Genomic DNA, 19,298 nt, shown 5'->3' with positions numbered 1-19,298 from the left:
TGTTAGGCGATTTCATGTGTAACCTCGAACCCTATCTCTTTTAGGCTCAAATTGATTAGGTTTACACCAACTTCTTCTGCCCTTTCCCTTAATTTCTCCCAACGATCTGTGCCAATACTGGTTTTAGTATTTGTAACAACAACCAAATTAAAGGTGGGCTTTTTACCAGTAATTGAGGAGTAAGAATTCACTTGATCGTTAGACCGTCGGATGGATTGATTAATAAACATAAAAGCATGATCAGGATTTCGGGTCCACTTGACCTCAAAAATAGTGTCTGCTTTATCTCGTCCATTTGTAACAACCCCATCGAATTCAACTGATTGATTGCCCTTTCTAAAGCGCACGCCTCTTTCAATGCGCCCATATTCCTTTGACAGGTAACTGAGGGCTTTTTCCTCAACTTCAAATGACAACTTCATCCTTGATGTATTAGAAAGCTCTTGTAATTTTGAAAGGTCAATTTTTGTGATTGTAGATTCTTCCGTTTCTGACGGCTGCTCCGAGGTGTATTCTTCTTCTATTGCTTCCTCAGCTTTCCGGCGAATATTCTCAGCCTTACTTAGAGCTTCTTTCTTGTATTTGAAATAATTCTCATCTTTTCTGATTATGGCCGCCAAGTTCTGTAAAAATTCCAGCTCAGTAACAGCAGTTGCAACTATAAAGATAGCGGCAAAATATGTAGCCCAATGAGAAGAAAAGAAAGCTAGCGATGCTACAAGCATAATAGAAAACAACTTAGTCGCATGGCTTCTTTGCTTCAGCAAAAAAGTGATAAATAAGCACAGAATCGACACTATAAGTGCAACAGTACCGATGAAGCTTGCATAATTATCTGGTGGCACGATGTATTCCATTTACAGCCTAACATTTTAGTATTTATGCGACACGCATTTTGTATTGCATAATCGCTTGTTGGACTGAGCCGCTACCTGCTCGGTGTGTCAGAGTTGGTGTTGTTTATGCTATGGGAATTTGCTTTTTGGTGGCTCTCACTTTCCTAGCTAATTTAATCAGCTTAGCTAGTGTAATTTAAGCTTTCCCTGCATTGCTCAGCGCTTTTTATGTATTCATTACACCTAAATTTGGCTAGATTAGCAATTAATAATTGATTTCAAGCAACTACCTAGCAGATCACTTGTTCTGCTTTAGGTAATTTCCGTAGTTCGCTCAAAATCGACCTATAAAGTATTTACGTTAAATGATAATGGGGCAAAGGCAGCATAAGAACACTGCCTGCGCTAAATCAACAATCGGTTTCTCTCGATATTTTTATGGCGTCTTCAATCTCTATTCCCAAATATCTGATGGTGTTATCAATTTTTGTATGACCAAGTAGTAACTGAACGGCACGTATATTTTTGGTTCGAGCATAAACCAAAGTCGCTTTGGTTCTTCGCATTGAGTGAGTTCCATAAAGGTCAGAATCAAGTCCTAATTGCTCAGCCCAGCTCCTGATGATAGACCTGTAATATGAATAGCTTATTGGTTGATTAGAGCGACGTATACTCCGAAACAAATAATCACTGGGTTGCAATTTAACTTCTTGAATCCAATGGATAATACTTTGTTGTGTTTTCGGAGTTATCTCAAATTGAACTTCGATCCCAGTTTTCTTCTGCGTTAATTGAACCCTTTCAAATACTTGATCGAGAGTAGTGACGTCTCGAACTTTTAAAGAGAGTAAGTCACATGATCTTAGCTTGCTATCTATAGCCAAATTAAGTAAAGCTAATTGCATCAAGTTGTTTTGAATTTCAATTCGAGTGCGAATACGCCAAATCTCTTCAAGCTTGAAAGGACGTTTCACACCAGTAGCATTGTGGTTTAGTTCTGGTTTCATAGTGACCTCCTATTTAAAAGTCACTATGAGGATAGTGGATGTATTACTGATTAGGATTTGGACAGAAACGTGTCAGGGACTTTTCTAAATTAGCAACGCACAGATAGCAATACGTACGGCTGTGTTTATCAGACCTGTTTATTCAATAACTTTATCGAGTCCGTTCAAAAGTACCGTTCACATCACGCGTGTAACTTTCCCGTGTGCAATTCGTTATTAGCGCTTACATGGCAAGGCCTCTAGGTTAATACGACAGTGTAACCTAGAGTGCCGCCGCACCTGTTTTTAATGTGAAATGGTAGATACACCGGCAATTATTTTAATAAATACTCACCTTTTGCTTATTCGTAAAAGTGCTATGCGTTAAATTATGATTAAGCGGAACTAAGGCGACAGGTTAATTTTTTCAGCGCCGCAGATAGTTAAAAAATTTTGTTAGTATCAAAGAAACATAAAAAATGAAGGTAACCAGGCACGAGGCCTGGTTGAAAATCAACGATAGTAAAATGGCATGGATGCCACGTTCTAACCGCCAATCTTTTACGGCAATTTAAGATTACACTGCGGTTGGGGCACTATCAATATTAATGAGCACGCGAATGAAAATAGATATTCATTATAAAGTGAAAGTAGAAGGAAGGTTTTCTATTAATTTAATTTCCCTAATTTCTGTAGCCCAATTGGTTATAAGTTTAATAGGTTAATTGTTAGGTAGGGGGTATTGCAGGTCAAAGTGTGATACCCCATTATTTTAGCCGCTAAAATTAAAGTTTCACCGGTGAAACTCAGTTGTTGGATGAAGGTCTTGTGTTTGATTTTCTGCTATCAGTTAACAAATATAAAAATTAATTATTTATCATTATGTTTTCATTTTTTGACAATGCTAAAGGCGTGAACTATAAATACCTTTCAATTGATATTAAAAGGGAAATTCAAGGACTATGAAAATAAATTTAATTAATTGCCTGCTATCTGTAGTCATAGCAACTGGTGTAAGTAATATGAGTTATGCTGAGGAAGTTCCGCGCAGTCAACAAGTAATTACCTCCCTTCCTGTACTCACTAGTCAGAATGCTCCAGCTCCTGCCGAAATCAAAAACATCCGCATGGAGTCTGAATTAATGGCTCGAGCATCAGCTCCGCCGCTATCTTCAATGTGGGTATATGCTGTTGGTTCAACTGATTGTGGGTGGGAGTCCACTGTTGGTATGACAACAACTGCATGTGATCATGGGGGAGAGCAGCTGCGTACTGCTGTTTTAGAAATTGGTTATGGTTATAATCATATTGCTTGGATGAACGGTGGGTTACTTCCGAGTTCCACAATGTACTCAAGTACGCCTGTTTGTGTGACTGGTAGTAATTACACATGGCCTTGTACCGCTGGGCAAACTGTCGTGGGTTTCCTCAATGAATACAATGTCGATGGTCATCAAAACGGATTATTCAAATACCAAAATACTTCGACTAATTCGCCATGGAATACTATGTCAGTCCAGATCAGTATTCTTTGATTTATTAATGATGTAGGCCAGACATTCTGGCCTTTTTATATTTCTAAATACGAATGTTAACACCAGTACTTTTGTCTTGCATGATAGACATAGCTGATTCTAACATCTTCAAAGTAGTCTCGTCATTGCGTGACAGTGCGCCTTGGATGCCATCACGCGTTTTTTGAATGAAGTTATATCGTGTTTCATCACTGTGTGCACCTGCCAGTTCGCCTCCATTTACGGGTATTTTCATAGTCATAGCCATGAAAGGCCTGCCGTCATCGAGAGACATTTCTCCATTGCGGATTTGAGTGTTGGCCCAGTCCCGCATTTCTTGCCGGGTCATACTAGTGAAATCCGCCTGTTTTGTGCTGCTGTCAGTCTTATCATTGTCTGTTTGTGCTGCTGTTAATGCAGCCGAAAATGACGTTGAGGCCTCTGTTGAAGGCTTGGTACGCTGGTTCCCATTAAAATAATGTACGTTTGCATCAACTCGCATAGGTTCTTTTCCTTAGTATGATCGTATGAGTGATATTAACTGCAAAACCTGCGCCATAATTATACACTTATAGTCTTTTGAAAACGCCTTTAAAAAGTTTATTTAAATTAAGTTGTTGAAGGTAATTCATCGTAAAGTGAAAAGCTTAATACAGAGGTGTTGGACGGCAAAGGCTTTCCGGTAACTGGAATATTTACTAATAGGCTTGGCTCATAGGCCTTAAATTATTCAGGATAAAGCCTAATAAAAGAAGGTTTTGAAATAAGCAATATTAAAGTGAAATATTGGGATCGAGATTGATACAAAGATGAGGGATATAGAAATCAATATCCATTTCAATTTTTTGATTTCTTTTAAGTGATTTGCATTTTTAAGCGATTCATTTAGCCGCTGAATATTTAGTTCAACTTCGTGTACAGTCTCCTGAGAGACGAGCGCTAAATCTTTAATACTATCAACAGAGCTTTTTAAGTTTTTCTCTGTTGCTAGTATATGAGTATCAACGCTCTTAATTTCCAGTGATTTCTTCACATATTCAGATAAAGAAATACCTTCCTTTTGCGCCTCACTACTTAAAGACTCTTTTAATTTATCGTCAATTCGGATGCTTAGAATAGCCATTCTAAAATACCTCTGATGTATACGGGTGTAAACAAAGCGTATACGCCTATTTTTAAAGGCGCAACAGGTTATTTTAGATGAAAACTGTGTATGACAAAATGAGATAATAGGCACGCTGTCGAATGAATCGCCCCGTGTTTGCCAGAGACTCAATAACTTGAGAAACTGGAACTATGAAAAAATCAAATCGCTATACATCAGAATTTCGTGAACGTGCAATTAGGCTTGTTACCACACAACAGCATGAATACCCTTCTCTTTGGGCTGCGCTAGTATCGATTTCAGATAAACTGGGATGTACCCCAGAAACACTTAGAGCATGGGTCAAGAAATCTCAAGCTCAACCGTCTAAACCCTCTTCTAATACGCAATCAACTGAAGAACGCCTTGCCGTCTTAGAGCGCGAGAATAAAGAGCTCAAGCGAACGAATGATATCCTGAGGCAAGCTGCCGCTTTTTTCGCCCAAGCGGAGCTCGACCGCAAACAGAAGTAATAGTGGATTTTATTGATGCTTGCAGAGAGCATTACGGTGTCGAGTCAATTTGCAAGGAATTGCCGATTGCACCATCAACGTATTATTCTCATAAACAGATACAAAGAGAGCCTGAGCGACTGTCTAACCGCAAAAAGCGTGATGCTGAGCTGATAATACTCATTCGCGAAGTGTGGGAGGATAATATGTCAGTTTATGGTGCAAGAAAAATATGGAAGCAGCTACAGCTTGACGACCATCAAGTCGCCCGCTGTACAGTCGAACGATTGATGCGAGTTATGGGAATTCAAGGTGTTCGTCGGGGTAAAGCACATAAGACAACGATACCTGACGAGCAACAAGATAAGCCACTTGATTTAGTTAATCGTCAATTTACTGCTGAGCAGCCAAATCAACTTTGGGTAGCTGACATCACCTATGGTGTGCCCGGAGTTCAGCACTAGCAAGGAATGCTTTAATGAACCACGAGTCTATCTGAAATACATGAGCAATACGGTAGGAGCCAAATTGTTTATGGCACTATCTGGTTGTGCAGATAGTTGAGTCTGAGCGGCAGTGACTTATCGTATGCTGATAAGGTGATGGAACTCGCTGACAACGGGGAGTGAGGCGAATTCGTTACGCCAAGATGCTCTTCTAGACTAAGTATTGGACGGATGAAGTACATGAACCGATTAACCCGCATCTATGGGCTGAAACGTCGCCATTGCCTACACGAATTAACAGGCAATATGATGCTGCAATAATACTAAATGTATGAGTATTATTGCCGACTTGATAAATCACACGTAGGTATTTATCAATGGATAAACGCTAAATCACAATTCAGCGTTTAAGTATTATCACCTTACAGCACGATAAGGTTAAAGACTGCGATCGGCATCCACCCCAATATGTTCGAGTTCAGATAGGTAAACCGGGGAAGGTTTGTTTGAATGCTAAGGGAGCACGACCCCGATGACAAACAAGCTGGCGGAGCGTTCGTAGTAGTCTGAGATGGGGAAAGCCCATTACATGGCGAAGGGGCGCAGTTTAATTGATTTGCGCAAGCAAATTACCTGACCTTAATGAGGTGAAGACCTGTGATAATCAGCGAACTGCAACGTAAATTAGCAACATGGACAGCAACAGATAAAGCGCGTCGCGTTAATCGATTACTGCGCCTTATCAGTCACCCACAATGGCTTTGCCAAGCGGCTGAAGTAACGCTTTCTTCAAAAGGTGCCAAAACACCTGGCGTTGATGGAATAACTAAAATTCACTTACAGGATAAGCTGACTGATTACTTAGATGGGATCAGAAATGATTTACTCTCGGGTAATTATCAACCAATGCCTGCCAGACGAATTTATATTCCTAAAGCGAATGGAAAGCAACGCCCTTTAGGCATACCCACCTTAAGAGACAGAATAGTGCAACGTGCCATGCTCATGGCAATGGAGCCGATATGGGAAAATGATTTTCATTCACTATCCTATGGTTTTAGACCTGAACGCAGTGTCCATCACGCCATTAGAACTGTTAAGTTACAAATGACAGGCTCAAGTGAACCACGTGGGCGCTGGGTAATTGAAGGGGATTTATCAAGTTATTTTGATACAGTCCACCATCAATTACTGATGACATGTGTGCGTAAGCGTATCAATTGTCGACGATTTAATGAATTGCTCTGGCGGTTCATCAAAGCAGGACATATTGAACGTAATCTATTCTGTGCAACAAGCGAAGGCGTACCACAAGGTGGTGTCATTTCTCCATTATTGTCAAATATCATGCTCAACGAATTTGATCAGTATTTGGATAAATGCTACTTGAGCAAGAAAGCACGTAAAGATCGCTGGTACTGGAATCGTACAATCCAAGATAAGCGTACCATTGCACTAGAGGAAAATAGACAATGGAAACCTGGGGTTGCTTATTGTCGTTATGCCGATGACTTTCTTGTGATTGTCAAAGGTAACAAACAACAAGCAGAAGCCATTCGTGATCAGTGTCGAAATTTTCTTGAAGGTAAACTTAAACTCACACTTAACATGGAGAAAACCCATATTACGCATGTGAATGATGGATTTATCTTCCTTGGTCATAGGATCATAAGGAAACGTGGTCCTAAAGGGAATATGCGTGTGGTGTCTGGTATTCCACATGGTAAGGCTAAAGCATTTTCTCATTCCTTGAGCCAAGCTTTATCCAGTGATCACAGTTGTAGCAAGATAGACAAAGTTGAACAACTCAGCCGCAAGCTTAAAGGCTGGGCGCAATTTTATCGTCATACTGATTATACCGCTAAAGTTTACAGTAAAATTGATCGTATAGTTTTCTGGAAATTAGCAAAATGGCTAGCGCGGAAATATCGTTGCTCCGTTAAGTCATTAATGATGAAGTGGATAAAACGACCGACGCCAAATCAGGCCAAGACTTGGGTATTATTTGGTAAAAGCAATCGAGGTAATTTATGTAGCGCTTCACTATATCGACTGGTGAGCAGTCCTAAGTTGCCCTTCCGTTGGCGATTACCTGAATCAAACCCTTATCTTAGAGATGAAATGAGAAATACTGTCACATCTCGCTACAGCGATGTTGTAATGGCTGTAAGCCACAATTAAGCGGAGAGCTGTATGCGCTGAAAGGTGCACGTACGGTTCGGAGAGGAGAGGCAGAAAAATAGTTCGACTACGTTCTGCCTCTTACTCTACTTGCCACATGGAGTGGGTTTGTTTATGTCGCTTTCGTGATAGATGTTTTTTCACGATACATTGTAGGTTGGCGTGTATCAACGACAATGCACACAGAGCTTATTCTTGATGCGTTAGAGCAAGCTATTTGGCATCGTGGCAACCCCGAAGGGTTAATTCACCACAGCGACAGAGGCAGCCAATATTTGTCTATACGATACACTGAGCGACTTGCTGAAGCTGGAATTCAAGCGTCTGTAGGCAGTGTGGGTGACTCTTATGACAATGCATTGGCTGAAACAATAAATGGATTATTTAAAACAGAGATTATTCGCAGAAATGGCCCGTGGAAGAATGTTGATGCTGTTGAATACGCAACGTTAGAGTGGGTTAATTGGTTTAATAATCAACGCCTATTATCTTCAATTGGGTATATTTCACCAGCTCAATATGAAACAGACTACTATGATAATTTAAACGAGTCAGGTAAAGTGGCCTGACTTAAACAAACTGGTCTCCGATGAACTCGGGGCGATTCAATTAGATAAAATAAACTGGGTAACACCTTCACAAAGAAAGCGTCAGTTAGACAAGGCAATTTAAATGTTGTCTGGAAAATTATAGCCAGCTCATCCGCACCCATTACCAGGGGAGTGTTTATCTTCATGGATGGTGCGAACTGCACATCACAATGGCCTGAAAGTACAAAGCTTTGGTCATTTTGCTTTTAATAAGCGTTATGAACTTTGGAATAGGGATATAGATAGGCTAGCGCCTGAAAGGTTGTTAGAGCAGATGTCAGTAAAAACGGGGGTAACACTTAGGGAAGCAAAGAAAACAACGCTAAGTCTATTTGAGGGGCGTTTATTTGAGTCTACAAGCCTGTCAGGTCAGCTACGCTGGATAACACCGCTTAAATTATATCATCGTACTCATACAGGTTTTGGCATGCAGTATTGTCCCCTATGCTTAGCTGAAAGTACAGACGCTTATTATCGAATTGCTTGGCGAGTGGCTTTTTATACTTTTTGCCCAAAACACTTAATACTCATGGAAGATAGGTGTAGACATTGTGGAATGGCAGTTGCTTTTCACCGAATAGAGCTTGGAAAATATCACCAGTTAGATGCTCCAGATCTAGCGGTGTGTTGGAAATGCGGGGTAAGTTTAACTGATTTCACTCCTATTCCTGTTAATATTTGGCACCAGAACGTACATCGAAGGTGGAAATGGAAGTTAGCGGTATTAGACCGTGGTTTTGTTAATTCAGGTCAAGTAAAAACTCAGAGGCTTAATTTACTGCATCAGCTTTGTAGAATTATTGCCTCACACTCATTGGCTCCCGATTTACAACAATACTTATGTGACAAAACAAATATGCCGTATCAACATATAAGTGATGTAAAAATAGCATTTGAGCAGCGCTCTTTATCTGAGCGGCATTATATTTTAGAGCTCGCATGGTGGTTAATCGAAAAATACCCAAGGAAGATAAATGAAGCCATTAAGTATAAAAAACTACGCCCACATTACCTCTACAAAGATATGCCGAGTCTAAGATTTAAGTAATGCTTATTATCTATGTATATTAAGTTAATTTTTCTTATTAGAAACAACTAAAGTAAGATAATAACCTGCCGATAACTAGTAATAAATAACGAACAAGGAAAATGATATGAAAGTTAATTCAAATGATACTAATCTAGCATCGCAGTTTATATCGAACGGTTCAGAAGTGAAAATTAATAAACCTGTAAATGGTAAAGAACAAATAAATAGTGAAATGGAGCGACTAGCTAAGGACATATATCATAATGATCAGCCTAAAGAGCCTAAAGCGACCTATGATAAGCCAATGAATATATCAACAAATAATGTTGTATCAACAAGGGAAGCAGAAGAAAAAGCGTTAAATAATATTCGAATCGCTACTGTGAATCTTTATATGCCGGGTGGTGAAGTTTCCAACTCTGTTGAAAAAATGTTTACTCAGTATGACAATATTGTGGCTGAAATAGCGGCCGAACAACCATCATTAGCGAATAAAGACTGGGGGATATCAATCAGTCAATCAGGTGAGCTAGAAGTTACAGGTTCTATTAATGATAAAGAGAAAAGTCTGATATCTGAAAAATTAAATGACAACGGGGATTTTGTGGCCGCAGCTAACGAGTTTAAATCGAGCTTTCTAGAGCACATTGACTTGGGAGTTAGGGGGTGGTCAAGTTACGACGTAAACGAAGATAATTTCTCAAAAATATTTGATTTAAAAGAAATTCTGGATAATTCACAAGGAGGAGAAAGCTTTAAACAGGCTTGGAATAAGGACTTTAGTTGGCTTGAGTTAAACGATAATATCTCATCTCAACTTAGAAGAAATGCAGAACGAGAGTAATTTATTGCGAAAGGGCCTCATTTAGAGGCCCTTTTAAATTATGAAGGTTCGCTAGAAATTAAATCCTGAGGTAGTGTTTAGAAATCTGTGTCATTTCAGTATTATTAAGAAAACAGGAGTGACACATGACTCAATCTTTCGACTTCAACAAAGCATTAGCTGAACTTCAAGCTGGTAAAGGCCTTACTGGCGAAGACGGTGTTCTAACACCATTAATTAAACAACTCACCGAAGCGGCTCTTAAAGCTGAATTAGAGCAGCATTTAGAATCTGAGACCCAAGTTAACCGTAAAAATGGTTCAACCAAAAAAACAGTTAAGTCATCCATAGGTCAATTCGAACTTGAAACGCCCAGAGATCGTTCAGGTTCGTTTGAACCTCAGCTTGTTAAAAAGAACCAAACCAAGTTAACGCCTGAAATTGATGAGAAAATCCTATCTATGTTTGCTTTAGGTATGAGCTACCGAGATATTCGAGGCCACATACAGGATATGTATGGCGTTGAGGTATCAGAGGCCACCATCACTGCCGTAACAGACCAACTGATACCAGAGCTTAAAGCATGGCAAGCGCGCAGCTTAGACACGCTTTACCCGTTTATCTGGCTTGATGCTATTCATTATAAGATTAAAGAAAATGGGCGCTACGTGAGTAAGGCTATTTATACCGTACTAGGTGTCAATATCGAGGGCCGCAAAGAGTTACTTGGTTTATATATCTCTGAAAGTGAAGGGGCTAACTATTGGCTATCAGTATTAACAGATTTACATAATCGTGGTGTATCCGATATTTTAATTGCCTGTGTTGATGGACTAAAAGGCTTCCCTGAAGCAATAGCAACAATCTATCCTGACGCCGAAGTGCAGGAGTGCGTTATTCATCAAATTCGTAATTCGATGAAGTATGTTGCTTCAAAGCACCAAAAAGAGTTTATGGCTGACTTGAAACCCGTTTATAAGGCAGCCACTAAAGATGCAGCAGAAGCCGCTCTCGCCGAATTAGATGCCAAATGGGGCAAGTTATACCCTATCGTTATCGAGTCTTGGCGTCGAAAGTGGGGCAATCTGTCGGTTTACTTCAAGTATCCAGATTACGTGCGAAAAGCTATTTATACCACAAATGCAATTGAAGCTGTACATCGTCAGTTTAGACGACTCACCAAGACTAAGGGAGCATTCCCTAATGAAAACAGCTTGATGAAATTATTGTATGCAGGCATATTGAATGCCTCGAAGAAATGGACAATGCCAATCCATAATTGGAATCTGACATTGTCGCAATTGGCCATCCACTTCGAAGGTAGGTTAGATGGTGTGCTAGATATTTAGCAACTTAGGCTGACACAGAATTCTGAACGCCCTCTATAGACCCTGTATCAGCTAATCAGTTCTCAACCACTCAAAATCATGGCGGTGGCCAAGTTAGAGTTTATGTATTTCAGTTCGGTTACGGTAATACAAACAACGCAACGTTTGCAGGTTCTAGTGTATCTGCCACATCTAGCACTCCTAGATGTGGAGCAAACCTAAGTACTTGTAGTGCAGGCCAAACAGTTACTGGATTCCTCCATCAATTCGATTTTTTTGGCGCATCAAATATAAGTGGTACTGTTAATGTTTCAGCAAATTCGATAGCATCACCATTTGGTTTTTGGAGTGATTCTGTTTTCGTTCAATAATTAACACACAAGAATTAGAGCACAACCCATGTTCACAATGACACACGAACATGGGTATTTAACCAATAAGTTTTACAATATCAAACACTCTAGACTTAGCTTCAATTGCATTTCTCATTTGAGCTGACCCGTCACTATGTAATTTTAGGCTTTCCAATTCCTTAGTCACGTGAGCTACATAATTAACTTTTTCATCTAAATTAAAATCAATACTTGGTGGTGTATACATATCAAGCATTTGACCGCTAGAAATTAACTTATTGTCATAAAGCTCTTTAGCCATTCCCATTACTTCATTTCCAGAAATATTGGTCATATCGTATTTATTTGCAATTTCTTGCCATTTAGCTTCAGCATTGCGACCGGCAGAGCTGATTGAAACGGTGTCTGTTTCGGTTTTCTTGGTTGTGTTAGTAGCCTGTCCATCATTTATTCTTGTGCTTAACGCGCTATGTTGGGCTGACTCAGCATGATTAACATACGGTGTATTAGTAATTTGCATATTTGCTCCCTTATTAAATATTGCAACGACAATGCTTATATCAGAGCAAGTAGCAGGCCAACAAATCGAAACCTGTTATTTGCAACAGGTTTTTTAGAAGTATTAATACTAATCTCACAAACTAAGTGATCATTTATATGGGTTAAAACCACTAACTACTGCGTTATTTATTTAATTATTAGAACAGCTAGTTATGTAAAAAAGCCTTGTGTTTAATGATTTTCCTCCGCCTAAAATAGATCACTTAATTAATGAAAGTGGTATAAGCACGAAAGTACACATCGAGGTAGAAATGTCAGTGATTTTAGCCAACAGAAGCGGCAAATGGGAAATAGTATGGTTTAATAACGGCAAACTATTGCCGATTAAATAAGGGGATAATTAAGTATTCATTTAAATCTCGAATGAATTGTACTAGCTCAGACTTGATCTGACAGTTACCCGTTTTTTAATCGGTGACTGTCAGTCTAGATTTGAGCTAAATTTTTCTCAGCCCAGATCAATTTTCCATCTAATAAAGTTTCTAATGGCGTTCTGCCACAGCATATTTTTCCTTGATGAGTTCGGTCATTATTGTAATAAATCATCCATTCGTCCAGATCCTTTTGCAATTCCGCTAATGAGCTATATAGCTTTTTACGGAATGTAACTTGATAGAATTCATTGAGTATCGTTTTGTGGAAGCGTTCGCAGATACCATTTGTTTGCGGTGACATAGCTTTGGTTTTTGTATGATCGATATCATTAATAGCCAGATATAACTGGTAATCATGATGTTCGACTTTGCCACAATATTCAGTGCCTCTATCGGTTAGAATACGTAGCATGGGAAGCTCGTACTGTTCGAAGTACGGCAGTACTTTGTCGTTGAGTATGTCAGCCGCAGTAATTGGCGTTTTCGTGGTGTAGAGCTTAGCGAACGCTACTTTGCTGTATGTATCAACGAAGGTTTGTTGGTAGATACGCCCAACGCCTTTGAGATTACCCACGTAAAATGTATCTTGAGAGCCTAGATAACCTGGGTGAGCCGTTTCAATTTCACCACACGCTTCGTCATCATGTTTTTTCTTTTCAAGCGCAGCTACTTGAGCGTCGGTGAGAATGATACCTTCGTTAGCAACTTTATTTTCTAGTGCCTTGAGACGCTTTTTGAAGTTCTCTAGGTCATGACGTAGCCATATTGAACGAACACCGCTGCCAGAAACGAATACGCCTTGTTTTCTGAGTTCATTACTCGTTCTGTGTTGGCCATGAGCTGGATAATCGACAGCGTATTTAATGACGGCTTGTTCAGTTGCTTCATCAACTCTATTTTTTAAGTTTGGCGCTCTACGACTTTTATCAATTAACGCATCAAGTCCACCGTCTTCGACGAGTTCTTGATATCGATAAAATGTATCACGGGATACGCCCATCACTTTGCAGGCTCTTGATACGTTGCCAAGTTCTTCTGCAAGATTAAGTAAACCCGCTTTGTGTTTAATAATTGGATTGTTAGTATGTAGCATGAGAGTTACCTCTTATATGTTTTGATTTAAAGATTCGACACCTTTTATCAAAACGGGTAACTCTCACTTTTTCAAGTTGATGTGTCAGATCTTGTCTGAACTAATACAAATGAATGAGATCTAGCCTAGCGATAATTTTGTTGCTTCAGTTGATACTTTTTCAAATACATCATTCAATATTCTATAAATCGTAGCCGAACCCAAGTCATAATCTTTTGCCAATTGACCAATGGGTACACCTTCTTTCCTTTTATTATAAATTTCTAAATCTATTTCATCGGTTCTTTTTGTTGGTCGACCAAATTTAACGCCGTGCTCTTTAGCTTTAGCAATACCCTCTAGTTGCCGCTCAGAGCGTAAATCAGTTTCAAATTCGGCAATGGCTGCTAACATGTTAAACATTAACCTTCCAGTGGGAGTAGATGTATCAATTGCTTGGTCAATTACTACTAGATCAATATTTTCTGCCTGAAAGCGCTCCGCAACTTGTGATAAGTGAATAACGGAACGCGCAAGACGGTCTAATCTGGTGATAACAAAAGTGTCCCCTTCCCGAAGATAATTCATGCACTTTTGAAACTCTGGTCGAGCCGCTGTTTTACCACTTTGCTTTTCATGATAAATTTTATCGCAGCCAACTTGATTTAACTTATCAAGTTGCACTTCTAAACTTTGACCTGTTGAGCTTACTCTCGCGTATCCAATTTTTGACATTTTTTTATCGTATACTTTAAGATGTTTTGATAAAAACATTATGAGAGTACTTTTGATAATAGTCAAATATAGTTATCATAAAGTATAGCTTTTTGTAAACTAACTCAATAAAGGATTTTAAGTTATGAAATATTCACATTTACTCCCTGCAACAATGTTTGTTGTTGCTGCTGCAAGTTTTTCTTTCAATGCAATCAGTGCTGATACTTCGGTTACAGAGTCATCTTCGATTCAAGTACAAGAGCAACATGATCAAGTTGCATCATTGAATTCTATTCTTGATTTTGAAGAAGCAGCTAAAAATGAGCAAACAACCAGTGAATATGAACGTTGTAGCCCTACAATTTACACTAGATACACTAGTCTTAAATTGGAGCAGACTCGAACTATTGCAAGCTTTACTTATGATGGTGGTAATTGCCGTAGATACGGTTTTGCAATTTTAAGAAACTATGACGGACATGATTTCAAAGTGACTTTGGTTGATAGCAATGGAGATAGAGTTGCTGGCGGATATAGCGTAGCAGTTTCCACTTCTATCTTTAATGCAGGCACTTATTATTGGGAAGTTGAAAATAAAACAACAACTGGATCTACTTATGGTGGAATTACTTATGAAGTAAGATCTGGTGGCTAGTTAAACTTTCTATTAACGACTCAGCCCTATGAGTCGTTAATAGAAAACAATCTAAAATAAAAGCTTAAGTTTTATAAAATTATGTCGATAAAAGAAAACGACATATGAAAAAGGATTTTTATGAAAATCAGCACCAATCTACTACCTACTCTATTTGAAAGTAAAATATCTATTTTTACAAACAGTGATGATGAAAAAATAAAAAGCTTTTCTACTAAAACAAGCGAAAGTGGCTTAAAAATTAATATAAACACAACTCACCTTGATCCTAAAGTTAAAGAAAAAAAAGACAATAATGCTTTTGATTCATCATTAATTGAGGGAAGTGCATATGAAAAAGTATTTAAAAAAGAAGAGCTCAACTTTTCTAATATGAGTATAAAAGAACTTCATAGTATTGTTAAAAATGTGAATGAAATGGAACGAGAATACACACAAAAATACGATAGTGATGAACCAGTTAGATTAGGTAAGTCAGGAAACCCCATAATATCCAAAAAAAGAGAAGATATGAATAGTTTAGAGTCTAAACTTAGGATCCTTTCTTATGGTGGAGGGGATGTAGATCCTGATAAAAAAATTAATGTTATGGAGTATTTTTCTAATAGTTCAGAGAAATTAGATGGACTTGCTAAAGAATATCCTGAACGTCAGACTTATCAAGTAAGAGCCTCTTACATGAAAGAAATAATTAATACGTTTGATAAATTTATATCAGACGATACTTTTGATTTATATCAAGAAAAGGCTGCTTTATTGTTAACCGACAAAAAGAAAGTCGATGTTTTTATTTGAAAAAAGCCTAGAACATAGCAAAACAGCTAACAGCTAACAGCTTATTGAACACCATTTTGGTGGTTTATAACACACCGAAACGGCGTATATTACATACCCTGATAATTTCACCAATAATTACCTTTGTAAACAAGTAATTAAAACAGCTAGGAATTAAGCATGTTATTTTGCCCCAAAACGGCGTTTAATAATGTTATTGGACAAAATTAGATTTCTACTTAAAACACAGGAATAAATTTAACTTTTTCAGTGTCCGGTTATCGCTCAAAGCCGACCTATAGAATAATTGCTTTAACACGTTTTGGGGCAGAAACGAGTTAATCATTAATGACTGCTCCTGGCACTTTTGAGAAGTTCAGCTGTGAGCGAATAACAGACGTTCATTTTATTACGAGTTTGGACTGAAATGATTTCCAAAAACACAGCAAGCAGTGGTAGTTGAGTTGTAGATTGTTCTCAATCAAACAGCAAGGCTAAAAATCAATTTCAACAAGCTTTATGCGATTTAACTAAACCACCTCTATAAAGTAGTGCATTTTAATTTAATAACTTTGAGTTAATCATTGTTTGTGATTTACTATATTCTCAATAAATAGAAGGAGCTTTTATGAGCGAAGGACTTGTAACATTTTTCAAATATAATTCATTGGGCTTTGCTCGTAGAGCTGATGATTACTTCGAACCTTTGAGTATGGATGTAATGCTCAACTCCTTACAAAAATGGTTTCAAGACAGAATCTCTTTAGAAGATACGCTGCTGTGGGATGACCAAACAGTCGGCTACAGTAACCGTAAAAAAGTGTATTTAAAGGCTTTAGAGCGTGATGAGGAAACAGGCGATTACATGCTTGTCCTTTGGCGTGCAATTGGCCAGGGAAATGGCGTATACGGCATTAAGGCTGATGCTGGGCTAGAAGACAATAACCTTTATAATGCTGACGATAACGTTGGTAACGACCGTGTTATTTGGGGAGAGGCCGCTTATTACTGGTTTATTCCGTCGTTAGAAATTTTCTCCTCTATTCGTTTTCCTAATTCTGTTGCAGACACCGAGATTATGAACCGATTCATGCGTGACTATGTCGAGCTGCATAGTGACTTTAGACAAAGAAAAGTCGTAGAGAAAGAGCGCAAAGGCGGTAAAGGTAAGTATCTTTCTATCTCGTTTGCTCCGACTAAGCAAGGCGAGAAAGGTAATTTATGGTTTCAGGCTTATTCTGAACAGTTTAAGAAGCCAACTACTAAATCTGATTTAGAAGATCTGACAGGTAAAATCACGCACTTCGTTAAGCGTGATGTGATTAGCGCTCAGGTCGTACAGCAAGGCGGTTGGACTAATTTATTCAAAGATCTACCTTTTGTATCAAATCAAGTTACGAGAGCTGATAGAAAGGTAGAGGTTAATATTGAGGCTAAGCCGACAGTAAGAGAACTGAAGGAGATGATTGACCTTTACGAACGAGAGTACACAGACGGTGATGACTGGCGAAACATTGGCTTTAAAAAAGAAAACTCAGGTGTTGTCTGGTTAGATAACTTCGTCGTTAAAAGCACTTTATCTGTAAACGACTTAGTAGGTGGTGGTCGTGATGATACAGGGCATTACACAGCAGAGCGTTTGTTTAAAGCGATGGAGTTTTCGCGTGACAAGCTACTGTCAGCCTTTATTGAAGAAGAACAAGAAGAAGCGGTTGGCCAATGATGAAGGCCTTTATTTGGCATGTGGCTTTAGTTTGCTTCATAGGGGTCGTTAGTTGGCTGTTCAGAGGTGACCTAAATTACAACGATATATCGCCAATAGTTAGTATTTTGCAAAATGGGTCAGCTATGATTTTCACTATCATGGGGATTTGGATTGCTTATATTTACCCCCAAGCCATGCGTAAAGTTATTCAACCAAGCTCGTCAGCTATCTTCCCAGACGAAGACAAAAAGCGTGTGCAATTGCTGGTAGGTGTAATCGTTATCTCTGCGGTAATACTGGCGATACTGTTGATAGGTATTTCTATGAAACCATTTTTAGTGAATTCAAGCTTGTACTTGAAAGCGCCTGAACTGTTTTCGTTTGTTGGGCTTAGTATGTTACTTTGTCTTGTCTATGCTCAGTTGTTTTGTATTTATAGCGTAATAGCGTCAAACATTAATTTTATAACTGATTTGGCTAATAAAGAGAATGACCAAAAGCTTAACAAGAAGCTGAACAGAACCAACGAAGATTAGTGGTCAACCCTGTTTAGTGCGGTTTTTTAGTTACTGAAATGGGGTAATATTTTCAGGAGTATTATGAGCGAATAATATAAATATGTTTTCGCGCTAAGATAGGGAAAGTGTCCTCAGATAAAGCTGTGAGTTTGGCTCGTACATGGATGATTGATTTAAATGTCAAAAATATATAAATACTTTTCAAATGATGTAATAAAACTCGTTTTTCAAAAAGAAGGTTTTTGTGGTGTCAAATGCTCTTTACCGCAGGATTATAATGATCCCTATGAGCTATTTCTTGGGATGGATTTGAACACTCCTGCTGATCAGCTTGCTTTCTATAATGATATTATTTCTGATATTCCACAAAATCCTACAACATGTTTTTCTAAGTCTCCCATTGTTGCCCCTATGTGGGCGCATTATGCAAATAACCATACAGGTTTTGTATTAGAGTTTGATTTAGAGAAGTTGCAGGAACATTTTAAAGGTAACCCTATTTGGGATGTTACCTATAGAGATGCTCCAAGCGAGCATCTTCAACCTATCCTTCAAAGGGCTGCTGTTTTAAAAAAACCACGTCACTCGTATGCCTTACAAGAATATATTTTTGTTGAATCGTATTTTGCTAAATACGATGACTGGAAATATGAGCAAGAATGTAGGCTTGTTGATATGAGAAAGGTTACAGAGAAAGTTGCTGGGAATGATATTTTATATATTCCCTGTGATTTGGTGACTGGTATTATCATTGGTTCAAAATACCCTAAGGAAAACGTTGGCTTAGCACAGGAAATAGCTGAAGAAAATGAATTGACTTGGTATGAGTTAGTCATCGGTAAAAGCTATCCGAAGCCGTATATGAAAAATGAGTCTAATGATGTTTTTACATTCTCTGGTAGCGATATTTTAATTGCGTCCAATACTTGTGAGAGTTGCCAAGAGCCATTAGTCGCGAAGGGCGATTTATGTCCTTGGTGCAGCATAACAGAAGCTCATAAGGATGACGCTGTTAGAAGTAACCCATTTAGAATGTTAAGTTCAATGGGGCAACTGGAAAGCTATATGCAATCTATGGGTAAAATAGGGAAATAGTTTTGCTAAACAAAAACTAATAAGTCGTTTAAGAGGACAAAAACAGATAGCTGCTTTCTTTGTCCAATATTTTAGCCAACAATTTTTCGCCTCTTAACGAGGCATCGCCAATGTCCACTTCTGGCACATATGCGACTGTCAGAT

At 38.5% G+C, this 19,298-nt stretch carries 20 protein-coding genes, 1 pseudogene and 1 other annotated feature; of the genes and pseudogenes, 14 read left to right on the top strand and 7 right to left on the bottom strand.

Annotated elements, in window-relative coordinates; translation table 11 throughout:
- Nucleotides 1-2: 2 nt before the first annotated feature.
- Together RB214_RS06200 and RB214_RS06195 are read right to left on the bottom strand one after the other, a co-directional pair.
- On the bottom strand, nucleotides 3-857 hold the full coding sequence (locus tag RB214_RS06200; protein ID WP_064667424.1) for a hypothetical protein: 855 nt from the start codon (nucleotides 855-857) through the stop codon (nucleotides 3-5).
- A gap of 389 nt (nucleotides 858-1,246) precedes the next feature.
- Nucleotides 1,247-1,843 (bottom strand): tyrosine-type recombinase/integrase, encoded by a 597-nt coding sequence (locus RB214_RS06195; RefSeq protein WP_165745021.1) that lies wholly within the window; start codon nucleotides 1,841-1,843, stop codon nucleotides 1,247-1,249.
- A gap of 941 nt (nucleotides 1,844-2,784) precedes the next feature.
- Between RB214_RS06195 and RB214_RS06190 the strand changes: the two genes are divergently transcribed.
- Nucleotides 2,785-3,357: a YolA family protein gene (locus RB214_RS06190; protein WP_013463092.1), complete on the top strand. Its 573-nt coding sequence runs from the start codon at nucleotides 2,785-2,787 to the stop codon at nucleotides 3,355-3,357.
- A 43-nt stretch (nucleotides 3,358-3,400) separates the two neighbouring features.
- On the opposite strand, the gene RB214_RS06185 is transcribed toward RB214_RS06190, so the two are convergent.
- On the bottom strand, nucleotides 3,401-3,838 hold the full coding sequence (locus RB214_RS06185; RefSeq protein WP_013463093.1) for a hypothetical protein: 438 nt from the start codon (nucleotides 3,836-3,838) through the stop codon (nucleotides 3,401-3,403).
- A gap of 240 nt (nucleotides 3,839-4,078) precedes the next feature.
- On the bottom strand, nucleotides 4,079-4,459 hold the full coding sequence (locus RB214_RS06180; protein WP_024606317.1) for a hypothetical protein: 381 nt from the start codon (nucleotides 4,457-4,459) through the stop codon (nucleotides 4,079-4,081).
- A 173-nt stretch (nucleotides 4,460-4,632) separates the two neighbouring features.
- On the opposite strand from RB214_RS06180, the gene RB214_RS06175 reads away from it, so the two are divergent.
- The 8 genes and pseudogenes from RB214_RS06175 (at nucleotide 4,633) to RB214_RS20465 (ending at nucleotide 11,701) form a co-directional block, all read left to right on the top strand.
- Nucleotides 4,633-4,953, top strand: a complete 321-nt coding sequence (locus RB214_RS06175; RefSeq protein ID WP_008130909.1) for a transposase — start codon at nucleotides 4,633-4,635, stop codon at nucleotides 4,951-4,953.
- Nucleotides 4,911-5,027: a sequence feature (AL1L pseudoknot), on the top strand. It overlaps the preceding gene by 43 nt.
- The gene (locus RB214_RS06170) at nucleotides 5,013-5,396 is read left to right on the top strand and encodes an IS3 family transposase (RefSeq protein WP_225740975.1); all 384 of its coding nucleotides are present in this window, start codon (nucleotides 5,013-5,015) and stop codon (nucleotides 5,394-5,396) included. Its footprint overlaps the feature before it by 15 nt.
- A 639-nt stretch (nucleotides 5,397-6,035) precedes the next feature.
- Entirely contained in the window at nucleotides 6,036-7,559 is a 1,524-nt protein-coding gene (gene ltrA / locus RB214_RS06165; RefSeq protein WP_008109360.1) for a group II intron reverse transcriptase/maturase, read from the top strand.
- Between the two features lie 68 nt (nucleotides 7,560-7,627).
- Nucleotides 7,628-8,128 (top strand): annotated as a pseudogene (locus RB214_RS06160) (IS3 family transposase); the annotation flags it as partial.
- Nucleotides 8,129-8,297: 169 nt separating this feature from the next.
- Entirely contained in the window at nucleotides 8,298-9,197 is a 900-nt protein-coding gene (locus tag RB214_RS06155; RefSeq protein ID WP_050582235.1) for a TniQ family protein, read from the top strand.
- 106 nt (nucleotides 9,198-9,303) lie between these two features.
- Nucleotides 9,304-10,023, top strand: coding sequence for a hypothetical protein (locus tag RB214_RS06150; RefSeq protein WP_024606314.1), 720 nt, complete (start codon nucleotides 9,304-9,306; stop codon nucleotides 10,021-10,023).
- Between the two features lie 125 nt (nucleotides 10,024-10,148).
- On the top strand, nucleotides 10,149-11,351 hold the full coding sequence (locus tag RB214_RS06145; RefSeq protein WP_008465246.1) for an IS256 family transposase: 1,203 nt from the start codon (nucleotides 10,149-10,151) through the stop codon (nucleotides 11,349-11,351).
- A 35-nt stretch (nucleotides 11,352-11,386) separates the two neighbouring features.
- On the top strand, nucleotides 11,387-11,701 hold the full coding sequence (locus tag RB214_RS20465) for a DUF4879 domain-containing protein (RefSeq protein ID WP_089368985.1): 315 nt from the start codon (nucleotides 11,387-11,389) through the stop codon (nucleotides 11,699-11,701).
- Between the two features lie 58 nt (nucleotides 11,702-11,759).
- Here the strand turns inward: RB214_RS20465 and RB214_RS06140 are convergent, their stop codons facing one another.
- The 3 genes from RB214_RS06140 to RB214_RS06130 all read right to left on the bottom strand — a co-directional run bounded on the left by RB214_RS06140 (nucleotide 11,760) and on the right by RB214_RS06130 (nucleotide 14,464).
- Nucleotides 11,760-12,203, bottom strand: a complete 444-nt coding sequence (locus RB214_RS06140; protein ID WP_024604508.1) for a hypothetical protein — start codon at nucleotides 12,201-12,203, stop codon at nucleotides 11,760-11,762.
- 467 nt (nucleotides 12,204-12,670) lie between these two features.
- Entirely contained in the window at nucleotides 12,671-13,711 is a 1,041-nt protein-coding gene (locus RB214_RS06135; RefSeq protein ID WP_138488686.1) for an IS481 family transposase, read from the bottom strand.
- 120 nt (nucleotides 13,712-13,831) lie between these two features.
- Nucleotides 13,832-14,464, bottom strand: a complete 633-nt coding sequence (locus RB214_RS06130) for a recombinase family protein (RefSeq protein ID WP_263972598.1) — start codon at nucleotides 14,462-14,464, stop codon at nucleotides 13,832-13,834.
- An 85-nt stretch (nucleotides 14,465-14,549) separates the two neighbouring features.
- Between RB214_RS06130 and RB214_RS06125 the strand changes: the two genes are divergently transcribed.
- The 5 genes from RB214_RS06125 to RB214_RS06105 all read left to right on the top strand — a co-directional run bounded on the left by RB214_RS06125 (nucleotide 14,550) and on the right by RB214_RS06105 (nucleotide 19,154).
- Entirely contained in the window at nucleotides 14,550-15,062 is a 513-nt protein-coding gene (locus tag RB214_RS06125; protein WP_024604506.1) for a hypothetical protein, read from the top strand.
- 120 nt (nucleotides 15,063-15,182) lie between these two features.
- A complete protein-coding gene (locus tag RB214_RS06120) occupies nucleotides 15,183-15,857 on the top strand; it encodes a hypothetical protein (protein WP_013463096.1) in 675 nt (224 codons plus the stop codon).
- 607 nt (nucleotides 15,858-16,464) lie between these two features.
- The gene (locus tag RB214_RS06115; RefSeq protein ID WP_165744480.1) at nucleotides 16,465-17,559 is read left to right on the top strand and encodes a hypothetical protein; all 1,095 of its coding nucleotides are present in this window, start codon (nucleotides 16,465-16,467) and stop codon (nucleotides 17,557-17,559) included.
- A gap of 125 nt (nucleotides 17,560-17,684) precedes the next feature.
- Nucleotides 17,685-18,077, top strand: a complete 393-nt coding sequence (locus RB214_RS06110) for a hypothetical protein (RefSeq protein WP_206013321.1) — start codon at nucleotides 17,685-17,687, stop codon at nucleotides 18,075-18,077.
- Between the two features lie 159 nt (nucleotides 18,078-18,236).
- Entirely contained in the window at nucleotides 18,237-19,154 is a 918-nt protein-coding gene (locus RB214_RS06105) for a DUF2971 domain-containing protein (protein ID WP_165744481.1), read from the top strand.
- Nucleotides 19,155-19,298 lie beyond the last annotated feature (144 nt).

It is taken from the genome of Pseudoalteromonas sp. HL-AS1 (assembly GCF_031198785.1).
In the GTDB taxonomy this organism is placed as follows: domain Bacteria; phylum Pseudomonadota; class Gammaproteobacteria; order Enterobacterales; family Alteromonadaceae; genus Pseudoalteromonas; species Pseudoalteromonas distincta.
This window is presented reverse-complemented; position numbering and strand designations above follow the sequence as displayed.